At 66.2% G+C, this 24,884-nt stretch carries 27 protein-coding genes and 3 tRNA genes; 11 read left to right on the forward strand and 19 right to left on the reverse strand.

Annotation, left to right across the window (positions count from 1 at the left end; genetic code table 11):
• Positions 1-93 precede the first annotated feature (93 nt).
• The gene (locus tag CR919_RS04785; RefSeq protein WP_099819076.1) at positions 94-603 is read right to left on the reverse strand and encodes a DUF3011 domain-containing protein; all 510 of its coding nucleotides are present in this window, start codon (positions 601-603) and stop codon (positions 94-96) included.
• Positions 604-878: 275 nt separating this feature from the next.
• Here CR919_RS04785 and CR919_RS04790 point away from each other — a divergent pair, with 275 nt between their 5' ends.
• Positions 879-1,247: a hypothetical protein gene (locus CR919_RS04790; RefSeq protein ID WP_243379908.1), complete on the forward strand. Its 369-nt coding sequence runs from the start codon at positions 879-881 to the stop codon at positions 1,245-1,247.
• 7 nt (positions 1,248-1,254) lie between these two features.
• Here CR919_RS04790 and CR919_RS04795 read toward each other — a convergent pair whose 3' ends face one another.
• On the reverse strand, positions 1,255-1,947 hold the full coding sequence (locus tag CR919_RS04795; protein ID WP_099819078.1) for an aspartate/glutamate racemase family protein: 693 nt from the start codon (positions 1,945-1,947) through the stop codon (positions 1,255-1,257).
• Between the two features lie 136 nt (positions 1,948-2,083).
• Here CR919_RS04795 and CR919_RS04800 point away from each other — a divergent pair, with 136 nt between their 5' ends.
• From CR919_RS04800 to CR919_RS04810, 3 genes are all read left to right on the forward strand, one after another.
• Positions 2,084-2,716, forward strand: a complete 633-nt coding sequence (locus CR919_RS04800) for a cation transporter (RefSeq protein ID WP_099819079.1) — start codon at positions 2,084-2,086, stop codon at positions 2,714-2,716.
• Positions 2,717-2,815: 99 nt separating this feature from the next.
• A complete protein-coding gene (locus tag CR919_RS04805) occupies positions 2,816-3,454 on the forward strand; it encodes a LysE family translocator (RefSeq protein WP_099819122.1) in 639 nt (212 codons plus the stop codon).
• A 104-nt stretch (positions 3,455-3,558) separates the two neighbouring features.
• Positions 3,559-3,732, forward strand: coding sequence for a DUF1328 domain-containing protein (locus CR919_RS04810; protein ID WP_025876319.1), 174 nt, complete (start codon positions 3,559-3,561; stop codon positions 3,730-3,732).
• 25 nt (positions 3,733-3,757) lie between these two features.
• On the opposite strand, the gene CR919_RS04815 is transcribed toward CR919_RS04810, so the two are convergent.
• From CR919_RS04815 to CR919_RS04835, 5 genes are all read right to left on the reverse strand, one after another.
• Entirely contained in the window at positions 3,758-4,090 is a 333-nt protein-coding gene (locus CR919_RS04815) for an SMR family transporter (RefSeq protein WP_089236273.1), read from the reverse strand.
• 13 nt (positions 4,091-4,103) lie between these two features.
• Entirely contained in the window at positions 4,104-4,676 is a 573-nt protein-coding gene (locus CR919_RS04820; RefSeq protein WP_099819080.1) for a TetR/AcrR family transcriptional regulator, read from the reverse strand.
• Between the two features lie 77 nt (positions 4,677-4,753).
• Positions 4,754-5,509 carry a transporter gene (locus CR919_RS04825; protein WP_099819081.1) on the reverse strand — a complete coding sequence of 252 codons (756 nt, stop codon included), beginning with the start codon at positions 5,507-5,509 and terminating at the stop codon, positions 4,754-4,756.
• A 69-nt stretch (positions 5,510-5,578) separates the two neighbouring features.
• Positions 5,579-5,812, reverse strand: coding sequence for a DUF1653 domain-containing protein (locus CR919_RS04830; protein WP_099819082.1), 234 nt, complete (start codon positions 5,810-5,812; stop codon positions 5,579-5,581).
• A gap of 12 nt (positions 5,813-5,824) precedes the next feature.
• The gene (locus tag CR919_RS04835) at positions 5,825-6,088 is read right to left on the reverse strand and encodes a hypothetical protein (RefSeq protein WP_099819083.1); all 264 of its coding nucleotides are present in this window, start codon (positions 6,086-6,088) and stop codon (positions 5,825-5,827) included.
• A 416-nt stretch (positions 6,089-6,504) separates the two neighbouring features.
• Here CR919_RS04835 and CR919_RS04840 point away from each other — a divergent pair, with 416 nt between their 5' ends.
• The 3 genes from CR919_RS04840 (at position 6,505) to CR919_RS04850 (ending at position 7,783) form a co-directional block, all read left to right on the forward strand.
• Entirely contained in the window at positions 6,505-6,711 is a 207-nt protein-coding gene (locus tag CR919_RS04840; protein ID WP_099819084.1) for a hypothetical protein, read from the forward strand.
• Between the two features lie 130 nt (positions 6,712-6,841).
• Positions 6,842-7,405: a DUF3011 domain-containing protein gene (locus CR919_RS04845; protein WP_099819085.1), complete on the forward strand. Its 564-nt coding sequence runs from the start codon at positions 6,842-6,844 to the stop codon at positions 7,403-7,405.
• A 174-nt stretch (positions 7,406-7,579) separates the two neighbouring features.
• Entirely contained in the window at positions 7,580-7,783 is a 204-nt protein-coding gene (locus CR919_RS04850; protein WP_032978640.1) for a hypothetical protein, read from the forward strand.
• Between the two features lie 277 nt (positions 7,784-8,060).
• Here CR919_RS04850 and dxs read toward each other — a convergent pair whose 3' ends face one another.
• From dxs to CR919_RS04885, 7 genes are all read right to left on the reverse strand, one after another.
• Positions 8,061-9,968, reverse strand: a complete 1,908-nt coding sequence (gene dxs / locus CR919_RS04855) for a 1-deoxy-D-xylulose-5-phosphate synthase (RefSeq protein ID WP_099819123.1) — start codon at positions 9,966-9,968, stop codon at positions 8,061-8,063.
• A gap of 105 nt (positions 9,969-10,073) precedes the next feature.
• Positions 10,074-10,739 carry an HNH endonuclease gene (locus CR919_RS04860; protein ID WP_025876340.1) on the reverse strand — a complete coding sequence of 222 codons (666 nt, stop codon included), beginning with the start codon at positions 10,737-10,739 and terminating at the stop codon, positions 10,074-10,076.
• Positions 10,740-11,170: 431 nt separating this feature from the next.
• A complete protein-coding gene (locus tag CR919_RS04865; RefSeq protein ID WP_099819086.1) occupies positions 11,171-12,961 on the reverse strand; it encodes an acyl-CoA dehydrogenase C-terminal domain-containing protein in 1,791 nt (596 codons plus the stop codon).
• Between the two features lie 65 nt (positions 12,962-13,026).
• On the reverse strand, positions 13,027-13,503 hold the full coding sequence (locus CR919_RS04870; RefSeq protein ID WP_099819087.1) for an LEA type 2 family protein: 477 nt from the start codon (positions 13,501-13,503) through the stop codon (positions 13,027-13,029).
• Between the two features lie 162 nt (positions 13,504-13,665).
• Entirely contained in the window at positions 13,666-14,217 is a 552-nt protein-coding gene (locus CR919_RS04875) for a lipocalin family protein (protein ID WP_099819088.1), read from the reverse strand.
• Between the two features lie 174 nt (positions 14,218-14,391).
• Positions 14,392-14,467: transfer RNA gene (locus CR919_RS04880), tRNA-Phe, on the reverse strand.
• Between the two features lie 42 nt (positions 14,468-14,509).
• Positions 14,510-14,585: transfer RNA gene (locus CR919_RS04885), tRNA-Phe, on the reverse strand.
• Positions 14,586-14,921: 336 nt separating this feature from the next.
• Between CR919_RS04885 and CR919_RS04890 the strand changes: the two genes are divergently transcribed.
• Together CR919_RS04890 and CR919_RS21170 are read left to right on the forward strand one after the other, a co-directional pair.
• Entirely contained in the window at positions 14,922-15,941 is a 1,020-nt protein-coding gene (locus CR919_RS04890; RefSeq protein ID WP_099819089.1) for an NADP-dependent oxidoreductase, read from the forward strand.
• A 175-nt stretch (positions 15,942-16,116) separates the two neighbouring features.
• Positions 16,117-16,290, forward strand: a complete 174-nt coding sequence (locus CR919_RS21170; protein WP_165787239.1) for a hypothetical protein — start codon at positions 16,117-16,119, stop codon at positions 16,288-16,290.
• A 54-nt stretch (positions 16,291-16,344) separates the two neighbouring features.
• On the opposite strand, the gene CR919_RS04895 is transcribed toward CR919_RS21170, so the two are convergent.
• The 4 genes from CR919_RS04895 to CR919_RS04910 all read right to left on the reverse strand — a co-directional run bounded on the left by CR919_RS04895 (position 16,345) and on the right by CR919_RS04910 (position 19,429).
• Positions 16,345-16,420 (reverse strand) — tRNA-Ala (locus tag CR919_RS04895).
• 135 nt (positions 16,421-16,555) lie between these two features.
• Positions 16,556-17,470 carry an alpha/beta hydrolase gene (locus CR919_RS04900; protein ID WP_099819090.1) on the reverse strand — a complete coding sequence of 305 codons (915 nt, stop codon included), beginning with the start codon at positions 17,468-17,470 and terminating at the stop codon, positions 16,556-16,558.
• A complete protein-coding gene (locus CR919_RS04905) occupies positions 17,460-18,353 on the reverse strand; it encodes an alpha/beta hydrolase (RefSeq protein WP_099819091.1) in 894 nt (297 codons plus the stop codon). The genes CR919_RS04900 and CR919_RS04905 overlap by 11 nt, the downstream gene beginning before the upstream one ends.
• A gap of 20 nt (positions 18,354-18,373) precedes the next feature.
• Positions 18,374-19,429: a sugar phosphate isomerase/epimerase family protein gene (locus CR919_RS04910; RefSeq protein WP_099819092.1), complete on the reverse strand. Its 1,056-nt coding sequence runs from the start codon at positions 19,427-19,429 to the stop codon at positions 18,374-18,376.
• A gap of 101 nt (positions 19,430-19,530) precedes the next feature.
• Here CR919_RS04910 and CR919_RS04915 point away from each other — a divergent pair, with 101 nt between their 5' ends.
• On the forward strand, positions 19,531-20,112 hold the full coding sequence (locus tag CR919_RS04915) for a TetR/AcrR family transcriptional regulator (RefSeq protein ID WP_099819093.1): 582 nt from the start codon (positions 19,531-19,533) through the stop codon (positions 20,110-20,112).
• A gap of 208 nt (positions 20,113-20,320) precedes the next feature.
• Positions 20,321-22,651, forward strand: coding sequence for a TonB-dependent receptor (locus CR919_RS04920; RefSeq protein ID WP_099819094.1), 2,331 nt, complete (start codon positions 20,321-20,323; stop codon positions 22,649-22,651).
• 97 nt (positions 22,652-22,748) lie between these two features.
• Here CR919_RS04920 and CR919_RS04925 read toward each other — a convergent pair whose 3' ends face one another.
• Positions 22,749-24,815: a DUF4034 domain-containing protein gene (locus tag CR919_RS04925; protein WP_165787240.1), complete on the reverse strand. Its 2,067-nt coding sequence runs from the start codon at positions 24,813-24,815 to the stop codon at positions 22,749-22,751.
• Positions 24,816-24,884 lie beyond the last annotated feature (69 nt).

The following is a 24,884-nucleotide window of genomic DNA, read 5'->3' on the forward strand; positions in this document are numbered from 1 at the left end:
AGGACATCATCGTTGCCAGATACCAGCGGTCCATGCGGTGCTTCCTGCTGTAGGAGCTTTATTCTAGCGAGGATGGGCCCGCCGCCATCGCACTCAGTAGACGCGGAACTCGGCGCGGCAGCCGTCGCTGACCCATACGCCGCGTCGGTCCCAGCCCCAGTTGCGGTCCTCGGTGCAGGTGGTGACCGACTTCTGCTTGACCAGCTGCACGTCATGACGGACGCGGATGCGGCACTGCTTCTCCTTGTTCTCGTAGGATTCGCAGACCAGGCGCTCGCCATCGCGATCACGGTCACGGTCACGCCCGGGCCAGCGTCCACGCCCACGCTCTTCGGCGACGAATTCGGCACGACAGCCGTCGGTGACCCACAGCATGCCGCGGCGCTGTCCCCAGTTGTCATCTTCCACGCACGGCGTCACCGACAGCTGCCGCGCCAGGCGCGCGCGTCCCTCGAACGGACACTGCTGGGTCTTGTTGAAGTGCGATTCGCAGGTGGTGCGCGGAGACGACTCGATGTCGTAATCCTGGGCCGAAACGGTGGTCGCGGCCAGCAGCAGGGCAAGCGCAGAACCGCCCAGGGGCAGTAGCAGGCGAAGGCTCATTGAAACACCTCGGGTTGGGAGTGGGACGCAAGAATGGCGCACGTGCGGCGCTCTGCGACGACAGGGCCCTGCGCCGGCTCAGGACGGATTTATAAGTGTCCGGCGGCGCATGCAAGGCGTTACATCCCGTATCATCCCGGGCACATCCGATTGCATCGGTTTACAGTTTTTTACACGTTCCAGCGCTTTCGGACACAGCCCTCGGGCATCGCCCGGGGCCGCTGGCGCGGGTGCGGACAAGGATGTGCGGACCACGACGACCACAGGGGGTTGCGTTGATCAGCAGTATCGTCATTCATCGCTCGGCCGGCACAGGCGCGGCCGAAGTGCAGGTCCTGGACACGACGTTCAAGGGCAAGCGTGTTTTTGTTGCCTGGGGCCAGCGTGGCCTGGAATTGACACGCGAAGCCGAACCGGAAGATACGGTCGCGGCCCGCCATGCCTTGCGGCTGGTTTCGCGCCAGGCCGACGGGCCGCGCAGCAGCGAGATTTTCATCGCCAGCCAATCGGGTGTGGCGATCAGCGTCTACCGGATGCTGACCGAAGCCCGCAGCGGCGACGCAGTATTCTTCCTGTGCGATTCGCCAGCGGTAGTGGAATGGCTGGTCACGTCGCTGGCGGTGCAGCCGGAATCGCCCGCGTGACCGTGCGTCATGCCAACGCCGCCTCCACTGCCGCGCGCGCATGCAGCGTCGTGGTGTCGAACAGCGGCACCGGGCTGTCTTCGGCACGTACCAGCAGCATGATCTCGGTACAGCCCAGGATGATCGCTTCGGCACCGCGGGCAACCAGGCGTTCGATCACCTCGACGTACACCTGTCGTGATCGCTCGTTGACCACGCCGGCGATCAGTTCCTCGTAGATGATCGCGTGCACATCGCGGCGGTCGTCGGCCTCCGGAACCAGCACGTCCAGGCCGAAGCGCTCGCTCAGCCGGCCACGGTAGAAGTCTTCCTCCATGGTGAAGGCCGTGCCGAGCAGGCCCACACGCTGCAGACCGGCCTGCACGATCGCCGTGGCGGTCGGGTCGGCGATGTGCAACAGCGGCAGCGGGCAGGCCGCCTCGATCTCACCAACGAGCTTGTGCATGGTGTTGGTGCAGATCAGCAGCAGTTCGGCGCCACCGGCCTGCAGCCGCTGTGCCGCATCGACCATCTCGTTGCCCAGGGCATCCCAGTCGCCATCGTGCTGCAGCTGCTTGATGCGGGCGAAATCCAGCGACCACAGCAGCAGCTGCGCCGAGTGCGCGCCGCCCAGCCGCGCGCGCACCTCTTCGTTGATGAGGCGGTAGTACTGCGCCGAACTTTCCCAGCTCATGCCGCCGATCAGGCCAAGCGTCTTCATGGGTCTCTCCGTGCCGGGGAGTGCCATTGCAGCACATCGCAGGCCGGGACGCGCAATCGCAGATGGGGCCGTCGCAGCCGCTGCCGGCACGCCTGATCAGCGTGATAATGGGGTACGACAGGCAGAGGACAGGGCGATGGGCGAATGCTGTGGCTGCGGCAAGACGCTGGATGTGGCAGCCATGCAGGCGCGCCACCGGCGGGTGCTGTGGATCGTGCTGCTGATCAACCTGGCGACGTTCCTGATGATGGTCGGCGCGTCGTGGTACAGCCACTCGTCCGCGCTGCTCTCCGGTGCGCTGGACAACCTGGGAGACGCCGCTACCTACCTGCTGAGCCTGCTGGTGGTGGGTGCCGGCGTGGCGGCCAAGGCGCGGGTTGCGCTGTTCAAGGGCGTGCTGATCCTGGCGGCAGCGGTGGCAGTGGCGGTACAGATCGGATGGCGGCTGGCGCATCCGCAGGTTCCCCTGTTCGAAAGCATGGGCCTGGCCGCGCTGCTGAACCTGGCCGCGAACGGTTTCTGCCTGTGGCTGCTGACGCCCTATCGCAATGACGACGTGAACCTGGCATCGGCCTGGGAATGCGCACGCAACGATATCTTCGAGGGCATTTCGGTGGTGCTGGCGGCGGGTCTGGTGGCGCTGTTCGGTGCCGGTTGGCCGGACCTGCTGGTCGCGGTCGCACTGCTGGTCGTGTTCCTGCGCTCGGCGCTGCGGGTGCTGCGCATCGCGATGGCCGAACTGCGTGCGTCACGCGTTGCCAGCGGCTGAGCCGCCGCAGCTGTAACCGTCGATTCGACCCGGGACTGTGCATGGTGGGGACAGCCGCTGCGCACTATCCTTGCAGGGATTATTCCGGTGGACGAAGTGATGGCCCTGCATACCTGGTGGTGGTTCCTGGCGACGGTGTTCGTGCTGTGCGGCACGCCGGGTCCGAACATGCTGCACATCCTCGGGCGCAGTGTCGGCCTGGGCTTCCGTCGCAGCGTGCCTGCCATGGCCGGTTGCCTGCTGGCGATGCTGCTGGTGCTTGCGGCGTCCGCGGCTGGCCTGAGCGCGGTGCTGCGCTCGTCGCCGATGCTGTTCGATGTGCTGCGTTATCTGGGTGTGGCATACCTGGCCTGGTTGGGCATCAAGGCCTGGCGGGACAGCTGCCGGCAGGCGCCGGTGGCGACAGACGTCGATGCAGCGCTGGCGCCGGTGCATGGTGCCTGGGCCGTGTTCCGTGGTGGCCTGCTGGTGGGGCTGAGCAATCCCAAGCTGCTGCTGTTCGCCGCGGCGTTCCTGCCGCAGTTCGTCGACCCGGCGCGTGGCCAGGCCGTGCAGTACACGGTGCTGGTGGCCACCTTCGCTACCTGCGAACTGTTCTGGTACGTGATGTACGCGGCGGGTGGACATGGGCTGCGCCGTTGGCTGGCAAAGCCCTTTGCGCAACGCTGGTTCGAACGCCTGGTCGGCAGCGTGTTTCTCGCCTTCGCAGTGGCGCTGCTGCGCTTCCGGCCGCGCTGAGCCGGATCGTTTCACGCCGCGCCTGCGACCTGTTCACGTGTGTGGCATCGCGGCCTGCCTAACCTGATCGCACCTTCAGTATTCCCGCCAGGGAGAGGATCGACATGATCAAGTGGGCCATCATTTTCGCCATCATCGGCCTGATCGCCGGCGCGCTGGGTTTCGGCGGTATTGCCGGCGCTGCGGTGGGCATCGCCAAGTTCCTGTTCTGGGCCGGCATCATCATCGCCGTCGTACTTTTCGTGCTCGGCATGACCGTCGCGAAGAAGGTCGCCTAGCCCGTCAGTTCGTACAGCGGCGCGCTCAATGCGCGCTGCTGTGCGAGAACAGGTTGATGACCAGCACGCCGGCACAGATCAGGCCGATGCCGATCAGTGCCGGTGCATCCAGGCGCTGCTTGAATACCAGCAGGCCGATCAGCGAGATCAGCACGATGCCGACGCCGGACCAGATGGCATAGGCAATGCCGGTGGGGATCGACTTCATCGTCAGCGACAGCAGGTAGAAGCACACACCGTAACCGGCGAGCGCGCCCAGCGTCGGACCGAGGCGGGTCATGCCTTCGGATGCCTTGAGCAGGGAGGTGGCGATCACTTCCAGCACGATCGCGCCGGCCAGGTAGAAATAGGGGTTCATCGCAGTTTCCCGTTCATGCCGGTTCGCACAGTTTCAGTGCCTCCAGGGCCATGGCCTGTGCATTCTGGCGTTCGGTTTCGTCCAAGGGCCGCCCATAGGCGGTAGCCCAGTAGCCATCGGCAACGCAACGCGCAGCGTACAAACGCGGATCGCAGGCTTCAGCCGGAAACTCGGCCAGCATGCCGCGCATCCACGTTCTCCAGTGGACCAGCAGCGCTGGCTCCAGCATGTTGCCCATGGTGAGCCCGATATCGTTGATCTGCTCCTGCTGCAGCAGATGCTCGAAATTGACCTGCACATAGGCACGGCTGAAGCCGCCATGGCGGGGCGGGGACTGTCGCAGCACCTCGCGCACTCTGTCCTCGAAGTCGGCGATGAGCGAGGTCAGCGTTGCCTCGACCAGGTCCTGCTTGCTGCTGAAATGATGGAACAGCGCGCCCTTGCTGACACCGGCCGCGTCGGCGACGTCCTGCACGGTAAGGGCCGCCAGTCCATTCTGGCCGATGGTGTGGGCGGTCGCGTGCAGCAGCGCCTGGCGCACGCTGTCGGGCGCCTTGCGGCGGGAGCGGGGAGGGGATTCTGGCATGGGGGAACGAAACCGACTGGACGGTATGATTGTAGCCCGAGGGCGATGCGCCCGACGCGCACGATCAGTTCAGCAGGTCACTGCAGATAGAACGCGATGCCGGTGCCGAGCTGCAGGTCGGGGCTGTTGCGATTGAGGCCCAGATCGAAAGAGGCATCCAGCTGCACGTTCGGCCGCAGCATCCAGGTCAGGCCTGCGCCGGCGATGGCCTGGTCGGGTTGCTGCCTGGCGCGGGTGAAGCCGGCTTCGATGTAGGTACCCAGCCGCTCGGTCACGCTCAACGCGAGGCTTGGCGACCAGGTCGTGCTGCGCTGGCCCGCGCCGCGCTGGTGACTGCCATACAGCGCACCGCTCCAGCGCTCGTTGAAGGTGTGCTCGACGCTGGCGGCCAGCGCGTACTGGCGGCCGTCGCTGAAGGCGGCATCGCCACGCGCGATCACACCGCTGGCCAGCAGCGCCCAGGCCGTGCGCTCGGTACTGCCGGGACCGGCCCATTTCACTCCGACCGTGCTGTCGCCGGCGCCACGTTGCTGCGTGCGCGGCATGTCAGGGCCACGTTCGCGCTGGCGCTGCCACGGTGTGGACGCCAGCTGCAGTTCCCAGCCGGGTGCGAGGCCCGTGCGCAACAGCAGGTCGCTGGACAGCGATGTCATGCGCAGGCCGTCGCGATCACGATCACGTTGATAGCTGGGCAGGCCCACTTCGACGGCAACGCCGCCACGCGGCACGGTGTCGGTGCCGAAGCCGATGCCGGGACGGTCGAAGCTGGGAAGTTCTGCGGCCAGCACCGGGGTGCTGGCCAGCGACAGGGCGATCAACAGGGTGTGGCGCATGCGGGTTCCGTCTCGCAGGGGGCTCCAGCATGCGCGGGGATGCCGTGCGCGCAGCGTGAGCCGCGCCGTTCAGTCGCCGATGCGGGCGAAGCGTGGCTGTGGGCCGTGCTCGCCGGGCACCTGTTCAATGAACATCGGATAGGGACGCACCCACAGTCCGCCTTCGCCGTACAGCGCGCGATAGAGCACCATCGGCTGCAGCGTTTCACTGCTGCGGACGATGTCGATCACCTCGTACTCGCCACCTTTGAAGTGGCGGTAGCGGCCGGGTGCCAGCGCCGGCAGCGGGGACAGATCGGTCATTGGCGGCATCCGTTACCTGCGCGCCGGCGACGCCGGGGTAGCGCAGTAGGCATCGATGGCTTCGGCGGTGTTGGCCAGGCCCTGTGCTTGCGCCAGTTCCCACGGCCGCTCGCAGCGCTGGCTGTGCTCGCACCACTGATAGCCGGCCGAACCGATGCATCCGTGCGCATCGCGGTCGCCACCGACCACGGGTGTGGCGGCGTCACGGGTGACCGGTTTTTCCGGGCTGGCACAGGCGGCCAGGGCCAGCAGCGGGATCAGGAACAGGACTTTCATGGGTGCGGCTCCGTGCCGTAAACCGACAGTCTGTGCGGTCCCCGCAGCGGCGGCAAGCATCGCTGGCCAAGCCTCAACTCAGCGACGCGCGGACCAGTTCCTCGATCAGAACCACGTAGCTGGCGGCGAAATAGAACTTCAGCAGCGTCGAACGCTGCAGTGGAAGCGAGGTGCGCATGTGGAAGGGGCCCCTGTTGATGACGGTAGTGTGAAGCGCGGCTGACTTCGTGACAAGGGTCACGGAATGGATTTCCTAAATGGCCTCAGGGATGTGATGGGCGGCGCTTTCTTAGGTGCTGGTAGGGAGTTTTCGGATAAATCCGATAGGTCTTCCCCGAGGCGCTGGCTAGGCTGGTCGGGCATCGGAGATCGGCCTTGTGCCGGTCCCGGATTTCCCAGAAACGCAGGAGCCTACGATGGTCATCACTGTCCAATGCAATGCCCAGCGCTGGTCCGTGCTGGATCCGCAGACGCGCGCGACCGAAGTGTTCAGCACCGGCGCGGCCGCCTTCGACGCCGCTGCCTCGCGGGCCAGCGAACATCACTGCCGTACCGGCCAGCACAGCACCGTGCGCGTGGAAGCCCTGGGCAACGCGGTCGACGCGCTGCACTTCGGCCGCTGAGCCGGCGCAGCCGCAGTCAGTTGCGGTTGGGTTGGTTGAATGGGGGAAAAACCGCCGTCGCAGCTCCCTCTGTGCGCCACGCCGAGAATCCCCGATGCTTGCCTCCACCGTATTCACCTGGAGACGAGGGATGGGCAAGGGACTCACTTGGCGCACCGTGGCGTGCACCCTGTTGCCGATGATGGCTGCCGCTGGCGGCGCGCAGGCGCAGAACTATGGCTACGACGATCGCTACGATGATCGTGGCGGCAATGGCATCGTGCGCTGTGAATCGATCAAGAACCGTAGTAATGAGTGCCGGCTGGAAGGGCGCGCGCGCATGATCCGCCAGTTGTCCGGCTCTCCCTGCGTGGAAGGTGAGACCTGGGGCCAGTCCCGTTACGGTGTCTGGGTTACCCAGGGCTGCCGCGCCGAATTCGTCGGTGAGTACCGGCGGCCGGGCGGTGGCGGCGGTGGTTGGGGCGGCGGTGGCGGCAACGGCTGGGGCGGAAGCCAGTGGGGTGGTGGCGGCCAGGTGATTGCCTGCCATTCCAATGACCGGCGCCAGCAGTACTGTGATGCGCAGGTTCGTCGCGGCGTGCGCCTGGTACGACAGGAATCGCGCAGCGCCTGCATCGAAGGCCAGAGCTGGGGCTGGGACCGTCGTGGCATCTGGGTCAGCAATGGCTGCAGGGCCCAGTTCCAGGTGAACTGAGCGGCCGACGCAATCGGCTCAAGATCAGAGAAATCTGATAGCGATCACACTTCTTTCCTCGTATTGTCGACTCCCGGGACGCCTTGCGCGTCCCGGTTCGCACTGGCCATCCCTGTCGCGCCCGGTGCGGTCATTCTCTCGTCGTCGATACGCTGTTCAAGGAGTGAGCAACGCATGTTGATCCGACTGCAATGTGAGCAGCGCCAATGGCGCGTGCTGCACCCGGACAAGCCGGAACCGATCGAGTTCCGCGATGGCGTCCGTGCCTTCGATTTCGCCGAAACCCTGGCCCGCCTGCATTTCACCGACACCGGCCAGCGCGCCTCGGTGCGGGTGGAGTCCAGCGGTGCTTTTGTCGAAGCGATCAGCTACGGCTGAGCGCCGTTCGCCGGCAGGGTCTGCGGCATCCACGCATGGCGTGGATCTACTTTTACCCTGGCAGATCCACGCCATGCGTGGATGCATTTCTGCGTCACCAGCACCCTGGTAGATCCACGCCATGCGTGGATGTATCTCTGAGTCCACCAGTACCCTGGTAGATCCACGCCATGCGTGGATGTATTTCTGCGCCACCAGTGCCTTGGTAGATCCACGCCATGCGTGGATGAGGGGCCTGGGGAGCCACGCATGGCGTGGCCCATACCTCTGCGGTTTCTCAGCCCGCCGCGCTCAGCGGCGGGTTACCGGCTGCCAATTGCGGCCAGCGCTTGAGCAGTGCCGCACGGATGCCGGCGGCATCGATGCCGGCCTCGGCCAGCAGGTCTTCGCGGCTGGCGTGATGCTGGAAGGCATCAGGCAGGCCCAGGTGCAGGATCGGGCGCAGCACGTCCTCGGCATTGAGCAGTTCGGCCACGGCCGAACCGGCGCCGCCGGCCACCACGTTGTCTTCGATCGTCACCAGGGCGTCGTGCTGGTTGGCCATGGCCAGCACCAGTTCGCGATCCAGTGGCTTGACGAAACGCATGTTGACCACGCTCAAACCCAGTTCGCGACCCACCTGTTCAGCGGCGGCGACGGTGCTGCCGAAGGCGAGCAGGGCGACGCGGTTGCCCTGCAGGCGCAGCTCGCCCTTGCCGATCGGCAGGGTCGACAGATCGCTGCCGGCATCCACGCCGGTACCGCTGCCGCGCGGATAGCGCACCGCAGCCGGGCCGGGGTGCTGCAGGCCGGTACTGAGCATCTGCCGGCACTCGGCTTCGTTGGACGGAGCCATCACCACCATGTTCGGCACGCAGCGCAGGAAACTGAGGTCGAGGTTGCCGGCGTGGGTTGCACCATCCGGGCCGACGACGCCGGCGCGATCGATCGCGAACAGCACATCCAGGTCCTGGATGGCCACGTCGTGCACCAACTGGTCGTACGCGCGCTGCAGGAACGTGGAATAGATCGCGACCACCGGCTTGCCGCCCTGGGTGGCCATGCCTGCGGCCAGGGTCACCGCGTGCTGCTCGGCGATGGCCACGTCGAAGTAACGCTGCGGATATTCCCGGCTGAAGCGCACCAGGCCCGAGCCTTCGCGCATCGCCGGGGTGATGCCATACAGGCGCGGCTCGGCCGCGGCGGCGTCACACAGCCAGTCGCCAAACACATCGGTATAGGTCGGTTTCTTCGCGCCGGTCTTGGCCACCAAGCCCTTGTCCGGATCGAACGGGCCCACCGCGTGGTAACCGATCTGGTCACCTTCGGCCGGCTCGTAGCCCTTGCCCTTGGTGGTCATGACATGCAGCAGCTTCGGGCCCTTGGAGGCACGCAGCGTCTTCAGCGCGGACAGCAGCGCCGGCAGGTCATGGCCGTCGATCGGGCCGGTGTAATGGAAGCCCATCTCCTCGAACATCGTGGACGGCACGAACATGCCCTTCCAGTGTTCTTCCCAGCGCTTCACGAAACGGGCCGGGTTGTTCTTCTTGTCACCGAGGATCTTCTTGCCGCCTTCGCGCAGCGCATTGAGCGTGCGGCTGCCGGTGGCGCGGCCGAGCATCTTGGTCAGCCCGCCCACTGCCTCGGAGATCGACATGTTGTTGTCGTTGAGGATCACCAGCAGGTTCGGTTCCGGTTCCATGCCGCCGGCGTGCATCAGCGCTTCGAACGCCATGCCGGCGGTCATCGCGCCGTCGCCGATCACGGCCACGACCTTGCGGTCGTCACCTTCGGTCTGGCGCGCGATGGCCATGCCCAGCGCTGCCGAGATCGAGGTCGAGGAGTGGCCGACGCCGAAGGTGTCGTATTCGCTCTCTTCGCGCTTCGGGAACGGCGCGACGCCATCCTTCTGCTTGACGGTGTGGATCTCGTCGCGGCGACCGGTCAGGATCTTGTGCGGATACGTCTGGTGGCCGACGTCCCAGACCAGCTGGTCGACCGGGGTCTGGTACAGGTAGTGCAGGGCCACGGTGAGCTCGATCACGCCCAGACCGGCGGCGAAATGGCCGCCGCTTTTGCCCACCGATTCGATCAGGTAGGCACGCAGTTCATCGGCAACCGCCGTCAGTTCGGATTCGTCGAACGTGCGCAGGTCATCCGGTGTCTGGATGCGCGCGAGGCGGGGATAGCGGGCAGAGTCGATCATCATGTTCGCACTTGTTCTGAACGCCCATTTTCGCCCTCAAACGGGGGTGGGGCAAGCAAACGCCGCCGTCCGTGACAGGACGGTGAGGGTTGCAATTTCAGGTGTTCAGGTGCAGAGCTTGGAACGCTTGGGCAGCTGGGCCCTCAGGAACGCCATCTGGTCGGCCAGGATGTTGCGGTTGGACAGGATCAGGTGCTCGATCCAGCTCGGCCGGTAGGGCACCGCCAGCAGTGGCATGCCGGCCTGCTGCGGGGTGCGGTCGCTCTTGCGCGAATTGCAGTGGAAGCAAGCGGTGACGACGTTTTCCCAGGTATCCAGGCCGCCTTTGGACAAGGGCATGACGTGGTCGCGGGTGAGGGTGGGGCGGCCGAACTGCTGGCCACAGTAAAGACAGAGATGGGCATCGCGGGCGAACAGGGCCGGGTTGGTCAGGTTCGGTGTCGGGTCCAGCGCACGTGAGCGGGCGTGGCCGCGCGCGGCGATGATCGGGTGCAGGTCCATCCCGCTCTGCATGCCACTGCGACGATTGGTCCCACCGTGGATGTGCAGGCAGGGGTCGCCGAGCGTCCAGGCGACGGCATCGCGAGCGTAGAGGCAGGCGGCGTCCTGCCAGGTGATCCAATCCAGGACCCGCCCGTGGCCATCAAGTGAGAGCAACCGGACCGTGCCGGGGCGATGCAGCGTCGTGGCGTTGGGCGATGCTTCGGCGCCCGGAGCAGAAAACGGAGCTCCGGCTTCGATCAGACCCAAGCGTGTAGTGTCTGTCTCCATCGGGAAAACAGCTTATACCTGAATGTTGACGATTTGTGTATCGCCCAGCGGGCGATACACAAATCGTCAACATTCAGGTCCGCGCATTCCTCCTATTCCCCGCGCCGTTGGCGCGCCCCCTTTAACAAAAGGGGGCTTTTCTCCAGATGGATTTCGGGGGGGGGCCATCCACGCATGGCGTGGATTTGCGTGTCGACCAAGGTCGACACCTACCAACAGCCGCGGGGAATTGTCGAAGGCGGGGTGGGGCCGGTTGCGGGGGCGTGAGCGCCATGGATGGCGCGACCGAGGCTACAGGGACGTACTTGCGCCGTCCCCCGCAATTGGACCCACCGCGCCATCCCCCAGGAAACCAGCTGTTGCTGTTGCTCCAGCTGTTGCAGGTGCCGGCCAGCGGCCGGCACTACCGCGGGTGCCGGCCGCGGCCCGGCTCAGGCGCCGAAGCGTTCGTCGTCCATTGCCATCAGCGGTGCGGCACCCGCCTGGATGGCGGCGGCGTGGCCGAGGGTGCGCGGCAGCACGCGGGCGAAGTAGAAACGCGCGGTCTCGCGCTTGCCCTGGGCGAATGCTGCGCCGTGTGCGCTGGCATCGGCGGCGGCAACGCTGCGGGCCCACCAGTAGGCCAGCACCACATACCCCGAATAGAACAGGTAGTCGTAGCTGGCTGCACCCAGTTCGTCCGGGTTGGCGGCCGAACGCTGCAGCACGTCCATCGTCAGCTTGCCCCACTCGGCGGCCTTGGCGCGCAGCGGGCCGATGAACTCGGCCAGGCTTTCGTTGCCCTCGTTGGCCTTGGCGAACGCTTCGATCTCGGCCAGCATCAGCTTCAGGCCAGCGCCCTGGCTGGACGCGGTCTTGCGGCCGATCAGGTCCAGCGCCTGGATGCCGGTGGTGCCTTCATACAGCGTGGTGATGCGGGCATCGCGGGCCAGCTGTTCCATGCCGTGCTCGCGGATGTAGCCGTGGCCGCCGAAGCACTGCAGCGCGTTGTAGGTGTTCTCGATGCCCCATTCGGTCTGGCAGGCCTTCGAGATCGGGGTCAGGAAGCTCACCAGGGTGTCGGCGCGCTCGCGTTCGCCGGCATCGTCTGCATGATGGGCGACGTCGATCAGGGTGGCGGCGTGCAGCGCCAGCAGGCGGCTGCCTTCCACCAGCGACTTGATGGTCAGCAGCATGCGGCGCACGTCCGGATGCACCAGGATCGGGTCGGCCGGCTTGTCCGGGAACTTCGCGCCGCTGAGCGAACGCGACTGCAGGCGCTCACGGCTGTACTTCAGCGCGTTCTGGTAGGCGCGCTCGGACAGGCCGATGCCCTGCAGACCGACACCCAGGCGAGCAGTGTTCATCATGGTGAACATCGCCTGCAGGCCCTTGTGCGGCTGGCCGACCAGGTAGCCCTGGGCGCCATCGAAATTCATCACGCAGGTGACCGAGCCCTTGATGCCCATCTTGTGTTCGATGGAGCCGCAGCGCAGCGCATTGCGCTCGCCAACGTTGCCGTCGCGGTCGACCTTGAACTTCGGGGTGACGAACAGCGAGATGCCCTTGGCGCCCGGGGGAGCGTCGGGCAGCTTGGCCAGCACCAGGTGCACGATGTTGCCGGTCAGGTCGTGCTCGCCGGCGGTGATGAAGATCTTGGTGCCGGTGATCGAATAGCTGCCATCGGCGTTCGGCTCGGCCTTGGTCTTCAGCAGGCCCAGGTCGGTGCCGCAATGCGGTTCGGTCAGGCACATGGTGCCGGTCCAGCGGCCTTCGATCAGCGGCTTCAGGAACGCCTCGTGCTGCCAGGCTTCGCCATGCTGCTTCAGCGCTTCGATGGCGCCGTGCGACAGCAGCGGGAAGTTGCCCCAGGCCAGGTTGGCGGCGTTGATCATTTCGTTGAGCGGCACGCCCAGGGTGTGCGGCAGGCCCTGGCCGCCCAGTTCCGGCGACGCGGTCAGGCCGGTCCAGCCGCCGTCGACGAACTGATCGTAGGCCTGCTTGAAACCGGGCGGCGTGGTCACTTCGCCGCTGGCCTGGTCGAGCACGCAGCCGATCTCGTCGCCCACGCTGTTGAGCGGGGCCAGTACGCTGGCGCTGAAGCGGCCGGCTTCTTCCAGCACGGCATCGACGACGTCAGCAGTGGCGTCGGTGAAGCCCAGGCGGGCGAACAGCGGCTCGACCTTCAGCACATCGTGCAGGCCGAAACGAAGGTCGGAAAGCGGGGCGGTGTAGCTGCTCATCGGTGCGTCTCGATTTGATCAGTAACAGGGGGAGCGGCGCGATGCGTCGCGGCGGAAAGCGGAGATCAGCGCAGCACGCCCGGCAGGCCCGGGGCCTGGTTCAGCGTGCTGCGGCTGTTGATATCGAAGGTGCGCTGCTTCTTTTCCTGCGGCGTGGCCGACACCGTGCCCTTCAGGCTGTAGGCGAGGGTGCGGTTGCTGGCCAGTGCGTCGGCGATCACCAGGCGTGCAGCCGGGCTGGGCTTGAAGTTGACGTTGATGACATCGGCAGAGACACCGCCAATGGAGATGCCCGGCTTGGCGGACAGGGGTCCGGCTTCTGTGTCGCCGATGGTCAGGGCCAGCGCGACGTCGTCGAAGCTCATCGGCATCGAACTGTAGTTCTGCAGACGGAGGGCGACGGTCCAGTCGCCGTTGGCCTGCACGGTCAGCTGCTGCAGGCTCGCGGCCGGTTCCGAAACACGCTTGACGATGCCATCGCCGCAAGCGGCCAAGGCCAGGGTGCACAGGATGATCAAGACGGTACGGAAGCGGTGGAGCATGGGCGCAGGTCCTCTGAAGGCGGTGCGTGGAATAAGCATACTACGGCGTATGGTGGAAAGGGCGCCTGCGGCGACCGGCCACAGAGGGTAGCGCGTGAAGATGCACGCGAGGCGTGCGCGATGCCGGATTGCGGACGTAGCGTGCCCCGGTTGGGCGGCGCCTCAGTCGGCCGGGGTGTCGCGCAGGGGTGCCATCATGCGCAGCGGTGCGAGGTCGTAGCCCATCGCTTCGGCCTTGGCCTTGAGCCGGTCGAACAGGGCGCGGTCCATCTCCGGCAGGCGCGCGAGGATCCACAGATACTTGTGGCCGGGTTCACCGACCATCGCCCACTGGTAGTCCGGGTCCAGCGCGATCACCCAGTAGTCGGCCCAGACCAGCGGCACCCAGCTCAGCCAGTCGGGAACGAAGCGCACCTGCAGCTGGCCGGGCTGTCCCGCAACGGGCCGCGCCACGCCTTCGGCGACAACCCGCTCGCCATCGGCCTTGCGGCAGGCATTGGTGACGCTGATGCGGCCATCGCGGCGCAGCCCGTAGTTGGCGGTGATCTCGCCGACGCACTGCTTCTGGAACGACACCGGCAGATGGGCGATCTCGTGCCACTGGCCGGCGTAGCGATCGATGTCAAGTTCGCTGACGGCGCGCACGGGCTCGGCAGCGAGTGCCGGTGCGGCGAAAAGCAGCAGGCAGGCGAGCAGGGCAGGGCGCAGATGCATGGGTCGGCTCCGGGCAGGACTCTGGAGCGTAGGTTGCCCGGCACGCGGAGGTGTGAATGTTTCGTCAACCCACGTGCCGCATCCGCGCAGGATCGATGCGGCGCGATCCACGTGGTGCTTGGTCGGAAACTCACAGACAAAAAAAAGACCTGCATCTCTGCAGGTCTTTGAACATGGTGGCCGAGGACGGAATCGAACCGCCGACACGGGGATTTTCAATCCCCTGCTCTACCAACTGAGCTACTCGGCCATGTAGAAAAAAAAGACCTGCATTTCTGCAGGTCTTCGAAAGTGGTGGCCGAGGACGGAATCGAACCGCCGACACGGGGATTTTCAATCCCCTGCTCTACCAACTGAGCTACTCGGCCACTTGTTTCGTTGCAGCGATGTCGCTGCCGAGGACGCGCATATTACGGACGTAGGACAGGTTCGGCAAGCGTTTTGGAAAAAAACCTTCACATTGGTGTCTGCGACCGGTGGAAGGCCGTGCAAGTGGTTGATCCTGCGTTGACCAGCTTGGCCGGAAATGCTGGACGCGGAAAACAGCGGCCCGCCGCTGACGCCAAAGCTGACGGGGCAAGCGATACAGCGCCGGCGTGGGGAAGGCGCCGATGGAACGCTGTTTTCATGGCGCCCACGAGGGCAGGGCACGGCGTACTGTCGCGGTTCCCTCCCCGACGCTGCCCGCAGCAGAGCCATTGGACATGTCCGATTCAACCACCCGCATCGTGCTCGCCTCGCGTCCGCAAGGTGCGCCGCTCGCCGCCAATTTCCGCCTCGAACAGGCGCCCCTTCCGGCGCTGGGCCCCGGCCAGGTGCTGTTGCGCAACCGCTACCTGTCGCTGGATCCGTACATGCGCGGACGCATGGATGATGGCCCGTCGTACGCACCGCCGGTGGCAGTGGATGCGGTGATGGAGGGCCAGACCGTGGCCGAAGTGCTGCAGTCGCAGGCGCCTGGCCTGGCGGTGGGCGACCTGGTGCTGGCCCCGGGTGGTTGGCAGACCCATGCCGTGGTGGCAGGCGATGCGATCAGCCGGCGCCTGGATCCGGCCGGGCTGCCGCTGAGTACGGCATTGGGCGTGTACGGCATGCCGGGGTTCACCGCGTACTCCAGCCTGATCGAAATCGGCAAGCTGCAACCCGGTGAGACCCTGGTGGTGGCGGCTGCAAGTGGACCGGTCGGTGCCACCGTGGCGCAGTTGGCCAAGCTGCAGGGCGCGCGCGTGGTCGCCATCGCCGGTGGCGAGGCCAAGCGGGCGTACCTGGAAACACTGGGTGTGGACGTGGCGCTGGACCATCGCGCATCCGATTTTGCCGGACAGCTGCGTGCTGCCGTACCGGATGGCATCGACGTGTATTTCGAGAACGTGGGCGGGCACGTGCTCGACGCCGTGCTGCCGCTGCTCAATGATTTCGCGCGTATTCCGGTGTGCGGCACCATCGCCACCTACAACGCCCGCGGCGTCGCGCAGCCTGGGCCGGATCGGCTCCCCGCGCTGTTCAGCCAGATCCTGCGCCAGCGGCTGACCGTACGTGGCTTCATCGTCCACGACTTCAAGCATCTGTGGCCGGATTTCGAGCGTGACATGCCGCAGTGGCTGCGCGATGGGCGTATCCAGTACCGCGAAGACGTCGTGCAGGGGCTTGAGAATGCACCGGAAGCCTTTTTTGGCCTGCTGCAGGGGCGCAACTTCGGCAAGCTGGTGGTGAAGCTGGATTGAGCGACTGCTTCGCGGACCTGGATCTGGACGCATGCCGCGTACAGGAAGCCGTCGGCGCTGCATCGGTGCGAAGGCTGCACGCGCTGTTCGCAGGCAGCCGACCACCGCATCACGCAGGCGCGGCTAGCGTTGTCGGCGTCACGCCGGCCTGTTGCCGGCGTTGTGGGAGCGATTCATGACCGAACACGACAAGAAGACCTCGAACGCCCACGAAGGCGTGCAGGAAAGTCGCCAGGACCGGCAGCAGGATGAAGTGGCCAAGCAGCGCCCTGGCCAGCAGGACCAGAAGGTACGTGACGCGCATTCGCGTGCACCGGTGCGCAAGGACGGCGGGCAGGACCCGGCCTGAGCGGTTCGCCAAAACAGAAAGCCCCGGCAGTGCCGGGGCTTTCTGTTTTTCATATGGTGGAGCCAAGGAGGATCGAACTCCTGACCTCGTCATTGCGAACGACGCGCTCTCCCAGCTGAGCTATGGCCCCATGGGGGGTGTTGCATCCCGTGGGCAGCGGAGCTGGCGCCACGTGACGTCCCTAGCATAGCGCTGGCCGGTGCCGGCTGCAAAGGGGCAGGCCGAACACAGCGGCGCAGGTGATCTGCGCCGCTGCAGGCCTGGCTCAGGGCAGCAGGGCCGCCGCGCGCTGGATCGCGATGTCGGTCGCAGCCGACACGCCATGCAGGTGGATGCAGGCGTGGATCATTCCCGGCAGGCGCTCCAGCGTGCAGTCCACGCCCGCCTCCCGCAGCTGCGCGGCGTACTGTTCAGCTTCGTCGCGCAGCGGGTCGAACTCACAGCTCAGTACCGTGGCCGCCGGCAGCCCGCGCAGATCGCGGGCGTGCAGGGGCGAAGCCAGCGACTGCCGGCGGTCACCGTCGCCCAGATAGGCCTGCCAACAGCGCTGCATCAGTTCGGCGCTGAGGTAGTAGCCCTCGGCGAACTCGCGGTAGCTGCTGCTGGACATGGTGGCGTCCAGTGCCGGGTACAGCAGCAGTTGATGCGATGGCAGCGGCAGTCCCTGATCGCGCAGCAACAGGCAGCACGCGGCGGCGAGATTGCCACCCGCGCTGTCACCACCGATGAGCAGGCGCGCTGGATCAAGACCCAGGTCTGCGGCATTGGCCTGCAGCCACAGCCAGGCATCGGCGACGTCGTGCAGCGGCGTCGGGAACGGATGCTCCGGCGCCAGTCGATAACCGACGGCAGCGATGACATGGCCGCTGGCATTGGCCAGGGCCCGGCAGGGGCCGTCATAGACCGCCAGCGAGCACTGGAACCAGCCACCACCGTGGGCGAACAACAGGGCAGGGCGCGGGTCCGTGCTGATGGCCGCGGGCGTGTACAGGCGCACGACCAGCGCATGGCCGTCGCGCGCGCTGATGACGTGCTCCACGACATGCGATACCGCCTCGGTGGCACCCTGCAGCGTGGGCAGCGCTTGCTCGCTCAGTGCGCGCAGTTCCAGCAGATCGTCCGGCAGCGGTTGCGCCGCCACCGCATCGACGAACGCCTGCAACGCAGGTTCAAGCGGCATGGTCAGCCTCCTGCAGGAAGGGCAGCAGCTGGGCGAGGAAGGCGTGCGGTGCTTCTTCCATGATGAAGTGGCCGCAGCCCGGCACGACGCTGCCGCGCAGATCATCGGCGTGCGGCTGCAGGGTCAGCATCGGGGCGTTGCCGGTGGCGTGTTCGGCGCCGATGGCCAGCACCGGCATCGTCAACCGGCGTTGTGCGCGGACCTGGTTCTGGCGGATGGTTTCCGGAATCGCGCGGTACCAGGCAAACCCTGCACGCAACGCGCCGGGCCGGCTGTAGGCAGCGATATAGGTTTCGCTGGCCACCGCATCGCGCCGGTACGACCAGCGGTCGAACATGAAGTCCAGGTAGGCGCGTTCGCGACCGCTGATGAGTGCTTCGGGCAGATCGGCCACCTGGTTGAACATGAAGTGCCACAGGAAGATGTTGTCGGCCGGCGCGGCGAAGATGCCCGGCTCAGGCGCCAACCCGGGAATCACCGCTTCGGTCACGGCCAGGCGCTGTACCGCCTGCGGCTGGTCGCTGGCCAGTGCATAGGCGATCCACATGCCGATGTCATGGCCGACCACCTGGTAGCGCTCGTGGCCGAGGGCCTGCATGGTCTGATGCAGTACCGCGGCGGCACTGCCGGTGTCGTAACCGTGTGCGGGACGATCGGATTCGCCGATGCCGGGCGGGTCGACCGCGATCGCTTCGAAACCGGCCTCGGCCAGTGCGTGCAGCACGTGGCGCCAGGCGTACCAGGTCTGCGGCCAGCCCGGGATCAACAGCACCGGTCGGCCGCTGCCGGCGGAGACGCAATGCACGCGCTGGCCGTCGATGCGCAGGTAGTGGTGGCGCAGGGTATCGTCGCCGGGGGTACCAGCGGTGGGGGAGTTCGTCATGGGAATGTTCCTGTGGGGGCTCAGGCGATGCCGAGCATGTGCTGCATCTGGGCGCTGCTGATCGGCGCGCCGGCGAAGTCGTCGAAGATCTTGTCGGTGACCGGGATGATGTGGTCGCGGATGAAGGCGGCACCTTCGCGCGCACCGGCTTCCTGGTCCTTCAGGCAGCACTCCCATTCCAGCGTTGCCCAGCCGGCGTAGTCGTACTGCGCCAGCTTGGAGAAGATCGACTTGAAATCGACCTGGCCATCGCCCAGCGAGCGGAAGCGGCCCGCGCGTTCGGTCCAGTCGGCATAGCCACCGTAGATGCCTTGGCGGCCATTGGGGCGGAACTCCGCGTCCTTGACATGGAACATGCGGACCAGCGGATGGTAGATGTCCAGGAACTGCAGGTAATCCAGCTGCTGCAGCACGAAGTGGCTGGGATCGAACAGGATGCGGCAGCGCTCGTGCTGGCCCACGCGCTCGAAGAAGCGTTCGAAGCTGGTGCCGTCGTGCAGGTCTTCGCTGGGATGGATTTCGTAGCAGAGGTTGATGCCGTTGTCCTCGCAGGTATCGAGGATCGGCCGCCAGCGGCGCGCCAGCTCATCGAATGCGGCATCGATCAGGCCCGGCGGACGCTGCGGGAACGGGAACAGGTAGGGCCAGGCGAACGAGCCGGAGAAGGTGCCCATGTCCTGCAGGCCGAGCCGGCGCGAGGCGCGGGCGGCCAGGTGCAGCTGCTGCTGCGCCCATTCACTGCGTGCCTTCGGGTTGCCGCGCAGTGCTTCCGGCGCGAAGCCATCGCACAGCTCATCGTAGGCCGGATGCACGGCGACCAGCTGGCCCAGGATGTGGGTGGTCAGCTCGCTGACCTGCAGGCCATGCTCGGCCAGGGTGCCGCGGATGTCGTCGCAGTAGTCCTGGCTGTCGGCAGCGGTGGCCAGGTCGAACAGGCGTGCGTCCCAGGCCGGAATCTGCAGGGCCTTGAAGCCGTGGCCGGCCGCCCAGGCGGCGATGCCGGACAGGCTGTCGAACGGCGCCTGGTCTCCAGCGAACTGCGCCAGATGCAGGCTGGGGCCTTTGAGGGTTTGCATGTGTTGCTCCAATTGTTTGTCGGTCGACAAAGAATAGGCGCGTGCATCGGGATGGTCAACACCCGCGTTACACTGCGCGCCTCAGAACGGCAGGCAGGCAGATGGCAGGGCGACCGCGCGAATTCGACAGGGACCAGGCATTGCGCAAGGCGATGCTGCTGTTCTGGCAGCACGGCTATGAGGGCACCTCGATGTCGGCCCTGGTCGAAGCGCTTGGCATTGCCTCGGCGCGCATCTACGCCGCGTTCGGCAGCAAGGAGCAGCTGTTCCGCGAAGCGGTGGCGCTGTACGAAGAAGGCGAGGGCGGCTTCGCGCCGCGCGCGCTGGAACAGGCGTCACTGCGCGATGCTATCGGCAGCATGCTGCGTGATGCCGTGCTGACCTATACCCGTCGTGGTCGTCCGCATGGCTGCCTGGTGGTGTCCTCGGCCAGCAGCGTGTCACCGGAGGGCGAGGGCGTACGTGACTGGCTGGCCAGCCATCGTCGCCAGCGCACGGCGGCGATCATCGCGCGGCTGCAGCAGGCGCAGGCAGCCGGCGAGCTGGCGGCCGATCTGTCCGTGCAGGCCCTGGGCGATCATTTCGCCACGGTGCTGCATGGCATCTCGGTGCAGGCGCGTGACGGCGTCAGCCGCGAACGCCTGCTGGCGATGGTCGAGGTTGCGCTGGCGCCGTTGCCGTGAGATCCGGGGTCAGATCCGCTTCCCCTTGGGAAACCGATCTGACCCCAGGCGGTGCTGGCTGACTGTGCCGAAACCGCTTGTTTCACCGGGTTCGGGTGCCGCGCAACGAAATTGTAACAATTTGGAGGATAATGGCCGCTTGCGCAGTTTTCCTCCTATTTGCCGCCCGGTCAGCGCAGGCCGCACGGACGCCTCCTCAGAGCTTTCGATGCCTTCCCATTCCGATTCCCGCCGTTCGTCGGGCATGTCGTCCTCCCTCGTTTCCTTCCGTCGCCATCCGCTGGCCCTGGCCTGTGCAGGGCTGGCGCTGGCTGCCAGCTTCGGTGCTGCCGCGCAGGACAGCGCGCCGACCCCGACCGGGCTGGACACCATCACCGTGACCGCCGAGCACCGCGAGCAGAACCTGCAGGAAGTGCCGGTGTCGGTCGGCGTGGTGCAGGGCGAGCGCATGCGCGACTTCACCGCCGGCGGCGACGACACCCTGCTGGCGCTGTCCGGCCGCGTGCCGAGCCTGTATGCGGAAACCACCACCGGCCGCATCTTCCCGCGCTTCTACATCCGCGGCCTGGGCAACATCGATTTCTACCTGGGTGCCTCGCAGCCGGTGTCGATCATCCAGGACGACGTGGTGCTGGAGCACGTGGTGCTGAAGTCCAACCCGGTCTATGACGTCGACCAGGTGGAAGTGCTGCGCGGTCCGCAGGGCTCGCTGTTCGGCCGCAATACCACTGCCGGCATCGTCAAGTTCGACACCCTCAAGCCGACCCAGGACTACAGCGGCCGCGTCAGCGCCAGCTATGCCTCCTACAACAGCGTGTCGATCGACGGTGGCTTCGGCGGCCCGATCAACGACATCGCTTCGTTCCGTGTGTCGGCCCTGTACCAGCACCGCGACGACTACGTCGACAACACCTACACCGGCCCCAGCGCCGACGGCACGGTCAGCCCGAAGAAGAACGCCATGGGCGGCTTCGACGACCGCAACGTGCGCGCGCAGCTGCTGCTGACCCCGAGCGACCAGTTCTCGATCCTCGCCTCGGCCCACGCCCGCGACTACGAAGGCACCTCGACCCTGTTCCTGCGCAACGCGCTGACCAAGGGCTCGAACAAGACCGACGTGCCGCGTGACCAGGTCGCCTACGACGAGGCCGACAACAATCCGCAGGCGTACAAGACCTACGGCGGCTCGGTGAAGGCGCGTTATGACTTCGGCGCGATCGACTTCACCTCGATCACCGCGTACGAGACCACCTCCGGTTACAGCCGCGGTGATACCGACGGCGGCGCCGCGGTCAACTTCCCGGTCAATGGCGTGCCGAACGGCTATGGCCAGTCGATGGGCCAGATCCGTGACCTGGACCAGTGGACCCAGGAATTCCGCCTGGCCAGCCACGATGACAGCGCCCTGCAGTGGCAGGCCGGCGCGTTCTACTTCAACGGCAGCGACACCACCGACTTCTACCAGCGCGCCTGGTTCCTGAAGGGCGCGGCGCGCAACCCGAACAACTGGGTGCGCCTGCGCAACAAGAACACCTCGTGGGCCGGTTTCGGCCAGCTCAGCTACGCCTTCACCGACAAGTTCACCGTCACCGCCGGCCTGCGCCAGACCCGCGATGAGAAGCACACCCGCCTGCTGAAGACGGCTGATACCGCCGCCGGCCTGGTCACCTACAAGGGCCGCACCGACGTCAAGATGACCGACACCACCCCGAGCTGGGATCTGAGCGCGATGTATCAGATCACCCCGGACGTGAGCGTCTATGCGAAGGTCGCGCGCGGCTTCCGTGGCCCGACCATCCAGGGCCGTTCGGCGGTGTTCAATGCTGACTTCACCACCGCTGATTCGGAGACGATCCTGTCCTGGGAAGCGGGCGTGAAGAGCAGCCTGTGGGACAACCGCCTGCGCCTGAACGCCACCGCGTTCACCTACACCGTCAACGACATCCAGCTCAACGGCAACGATTCGGACGGCAACGGCGTGCTGTTCAACGCCGACAAGGCCAAGGCCTACGGCTTCGAAGCGGACATGGAACTGCGCCCGATCCCGAACCTGACCCTGAGTGCCGGCCTGAGCCTGCTGCACAGCGAGATCAAGGACAAGCGCGTGTATGCGCAGGTCTGCGCCCTGAACGGCAAGGTGGTGTGCACTGTCGATGACCCGACCATCAAGGTCGGTGCCAACACCTTCGCCCAGATCGATGGCAATCCGCTGCCGAACGCGCCGAAGTACAACATCAACCTCGCCGCGCGTTACGACTTCCCGGTCAGCGATGCAGGCACGATGTTCGTGTCCACCGACTGGAACAAGCAGGGCTACACCAGCTTCGTGCTGTACGACAGCCAGGAGTTCAACTCCAAGGGTGACTTCGAAGGCGGCCTGAAGATCGGCTACTCGGGCAACTACGGTGCCTACGAAGTGGCGCTGTTCGCGCGCAACATCACCAACGAGAAGAACCTCAAGGGCGTGATCGAAAACTACATGGCAGCGGTCTACAACGAGCCGCGTACCGTGGGTGTGTCGCTGAACATGAACTGGTAAGCGGCATCGGTCGGTGTCGCACGCGGCACCGACACCTCTGCACTTCCCACCAGACGCCCTGCCTGTGCAGGGCGTCTGTCGTTGAGCTGCCGCCCGTTCAGACCGGCTGCACGTCGTGCCGGTCCGGTACCGCATCCAGGCCGAAGGTCAGCTGCCAGCTGCGCAGGTCCACTTTCTCGCGGTCGCGGGTTTGCTGGCGCGCCGCACGGCTGGCACCAAACAACTTGCCCTGCCCATCGATCAGCGGGCGCATGCGCAGCACCTCCGCGTTGTCGGGCTCGGCCTCGGCGGCACGCTCAAGCCAGATCTTGGCCAGGAAGGCATTGGCAGGCACACCGTTGCCGAAGTGGAACACATCGGCCAGGAAACCGGCCGCCCACGCCTGGGTCGCGCTGTCGCCACGCCACCACAGTGGCCCCAGCAGGTCGAATACGGCTTCGCGTTTGTCGGTGTCGTCCTCGCCCTGGTACAGCAGCACCGCAAGGTTCTTGTGTGCCGGGCGCCACACCCGGTCATGCGGTGCAGCCTCGTCCACGCAGCGCCGATACAACACACGCGACTGCTGCTGCAGTGCCGGATCAGGGGTCTCTCTGAAGCGCTCGCCGAGTTGCCAGGCGCGGTTGTAGATGACGACCAGGTCGCCGGCGGCAATCGCGCGTTCGGTCCACAGCGCTTCCTGCTCGGGGTCGGTGTAGGCGGGGAAGTCCTTGCCGGCCACACGCCCGCGGTACAGATCCACCAGCGATGCCATCGATCGCGGGTCCCCGGCATGCGCCAGCTGCAGCAGCATCTGCAGGCCGGCCGGCGCGGAAACCGAGCAGAGCAGATTGGCCGCCACGGTAGACAGTTCCACGTCTTCTTCATCGGCCATCGCCAACGCTCCCCGCAGGTGCTGTGCGGCGAGGACGTTGTCTGCGCTGAAACCGAACAGTCCGGATTGGCGACCGGCCGCCAGCCATGCAAGCGCATGCGCGCTGTCGGTCCAGTCCTCGACACTGGCCAGAACCTGCGTGAACAGGGTATCGGCGCCGTCGATGCGTGCAAACAGCGCACAGGCTTCCAGTGCGTTCAGGCCCTCATCAACCACACAGCCCGGATCCAGTGCGAAGGCTTCTGCCAGGCACTCATGGGCGTGCGTCATCCGCACCGGGTCCCAGTTCACCTCGTTGTCCTGCGGTTCGTCGCGGCCGAGGTGGTAGTCCATGGTCGCCCACCAGCACAGCACCTGTGCCCGGGTAGACGCGTCCAGGTGCAGGTCGAGCAGCGCGCGGTAGGCGTGGTCGTGTTCGGCGATGGCCTCGGCATCGTCGGCATCCGGGGTGAACCACAGCCAGTCGCGCTCCTTGACCACGCGCAGTCGATTGCGCTGCGGAAGCATCAACCGCGACGCCTCGGGGCCATCGATGAAGTGCTGCATCAAGGCGTGGCTGCCGCCCCAGCGCGGGTACAGGTAATACAGGTAGGTCTCGAGCACGTCGACATCGTCGGCACGGAACGACAACGCCAGCTGCAGCCAGTAGTCGGCGACGTACTCGAACGCTTCTTCGCTGCGTTGCGCCAGCACAGGCGGCAGCGCAGGCAGTTCATGCAAGGGGGCACCGTAGGGCGCAAGCAATGCGACCGCGGCGGCGAATGCCTGCGGATCCTGGTGCTGCTGCGCGGTGTACAGATCGGCGCGACCGCCACGCTGCAGCTGCTGCAACCAGCGCGGCTCGCCCAGATAGCAGGCCATCCGCAGCATCCGCCCCAGTACGAAGGCGGGGCGTGGATGCCGCGCGATCGTGTGCAGCCACGCAGCCAGAGCGTGGTCGCGCGCCAGGGCAGCGCCGTCCCATTGCGCCTGGTGGATCTTGTCGACGGTGTCGGTGGAACGGATGCGGCCGGCAACGCGGTCCCACAGCGTGCCCAGTACGGCCCACGCATGCGGGCTGTGCGGCTGTCGTGCACACCATTGCCGTGCCCGACCAAGGCGGGCAGGCAGGTCCTGCGAAGGGTCAAGCAGGGTGGCGAGCAGCCAGCCATATCCAAAGCGCGGGGTGTCACCATCGAGCCACTGTTGCTCCACCGCTCCGAGCAGCCGGTCGACATCGTCGAAACGCTCCTGCTGCAGTGCGTCGCGTGCTTCGCGGCGCAAGGCCATCGCGTCGTGGGGGGAATGCGGCATGGGGAACAGCGTCCTTGCAGATGATCGGACGCGCATTCTAGGCAATCCGGTACAGGCCCGTTATCGCTT

Source organism: Stenotrophomonas sp. LMG 10879 (assembly GCF_002750935.1).
In the GTDB taxonomy this organism is placed as follows: Bacteria; Pseudomonadota; Gammaproteobacteria; order Xanthomonadales; family Xanthomonadaceae; genus Stenotrophomonas; species Stenotrophomonas lactitubi_B.